Here is a 1449-nt window from a genome sequence, read left to right on the forward strand (position 1 = left end):
GGCACATCTCTTGATGAAATTATTCGTGCTTATTGTGCATGAATAGTGTCTCATACTTATTTGAAATGACTATACCTCAAATGCTTTGCCATCCATAGAGTTATCCATTGTCATGAGTGCCACTACTCGCTTGATACTAATTGCACCAATTACTGTGACTTTTTTCCCGGGCGTAAAAAGGTTTAACCGCATAGGCTCGCTTTGCCTCGTTCGGAACGTGCATGAGTTCGGTTTAAACAAGCGTAATACTCCAGTCTCATCTAAAAATACGCTCATTTTTAGGTTCGATATGCTTGACTTTTTCCCAATACTCTAACCTTAACTTCATGACTCTTTCTGTTCCGGCTTGGCTACTCCTGACTGTTTTTTTTTACGATTTAATCCCAACTTCTGCAGGGCGTTACACATGGCTGTTCTACCCACCCAATTTCCCGTCCGTTCGCCAAGCCAAATGAAGGAACACAATTCTAGTAAGGTTGCATCGGGATGTGCTGCCACTATTTCTCTCAACTCTGCTGTGGAATTATTCACAGGACTGTATCTCGGTTTCCCACTCTCGTTTCGGCTCTAAATTTCCCTCAGTTTTTTGTTGCTTGACCAGTTGTTGAACTAAGCTTTTACTGACGGAAAATATGGCTGCTGTTTTTCTGAACGACAGCTTCTGCTCGCTTATGGCTGCTACTATTTTTTTTCGCAAATCTACTGAATATGCTTTCATTGGTGTATTTTTTTTAAGTTATTTTTAATGTACCTCATAACACCCGGAAGTGCTGTAAAAGCGGCTTAACCAAATCCGAACCCTTGAAGGTAACTTTGACGGTACACCACCGCAATCGGATACCAGAGGACAACCGCCTCGAAAACTTAGTTGCGCTTTGTACCGCTTGCCACCTTTCGTACCACAACCGCCGTGAATCTAATGTATCGCCGGGGCAGTTATTGCTGTTCCCCCATGATGCAATGGATTGGGAGATTATGGATTGCGTTCTGGAATCGGTACGGGACAATTCATCCGATCCGAATCCGCTGCCATGGGTTTAATTAACTCTTCACGGCAGCGATGCAATCTCCTAATGCTCTGTGGTTGCCGCTAGGTAAAGGGAAATATTTATAATCTCGGTAATAGTAGTTCCAGTAACCGCCCCACTGCACCGCCCATTCCATCAAGCAGTTAGAGCGCTTTTTGAGCATTAAAATTGGTAAGCTGTGGAGTTGGCAGCAGTAATTCAATATTTTGATATCGAATTCGGCATATACCAATAACGACAAATTCTCCGCCACTCATTTAATCTGAGTTTCTGATTGGTGTCGGGATAAAGTTTGTACTGGTACGTCGTTTGCAGGATTTATTGGGGGTTTTAACTTTGATTGATAGGGTGCATCTCACTTTTGCGAATGTGTCACAAAAGAGTTAAAATGAAAAAGCTAGTAAAATCGTCAAATAAAGAT

4 protein-coding genes are annotated in these 1449 nt (G+C 42.4%); all 4 read right to left on the bottom strand.

Going from position 1 to position 1449, the window contains the following annotated elements:
* Positions 1-324: 324 nt before the first annotated feature.
* The 4 genes from QUA40_RS28700 to QUA40_RS29235 all read right to left on the bottom strand — a co-directional run bounded on the left by QUA40_RS28700 (position 325) and on the right by QUA40_RS29235 (position 1346).
* Positions 325-531, bottom strand: coding sequence for a hypothetical protein (locus QUA40_RS28700; protein ID WP_333132102.1), 207 nt, complete (start codon positions 529-531; stop codon positions 325-327).
* On the bottom strand, positions 524-718 hold the full coding sequence (locus tag QUA40_RS28705; protein WP_333132104.1) for a hypothetical protein: 195 nt from the start codon (positions 716-718) through the stop codon (positions 524-526). The genes QUA40_RS28700 and QUA40_RS28705 overlap by 8 nt, the downstream gene beginning before the upstream one ends.
* Before the next feature lie 323 nt (positions 719-1041).
* Positions 1042-1269: a hypothetical protein gene (locus QUA40_RS28710; protein WP_333132106.1), complete on the bottom strand. Its 228-nt coding sequence runs from the start codon at positions 1267-1269 to the stop codon at positions 1042-1044.
* A complete protein-coding gene (locus tag QUA40_RS29235; protein WP_445301216.1) occupies positions 1227-1346 on the bottom strand; it encodes a helix-turn-helix domain-containing protein in 120 nt (39 codons plus the stop codon). The genes QUA40_RS28710 and QUA40_RS29235 overlap by 43 nt, the downstream gene beginning before the upstream one ends.
* Positions 1347-1449: the final 103 nt, after the last annotated feature.

The sequence above is a fragment of the Microcoleus sp. Pol11C3 genome (assembly GCF_036701485.1).
Lineage (GTDB): Bacteria > Cyanobacteriota > Cyanobacteriia > Cyanobacteriales > Microcoleaceae > Microcoleus.

Coding starts and splice junctions, on each gene's coding strand:
- QUA40_RS28705 (WP_333132104.1), bottom strand. CDS start 718: ATGAAAGCATATTCAGTAGATTTGCGAAAAAAAATAGTAGCAGCCATA.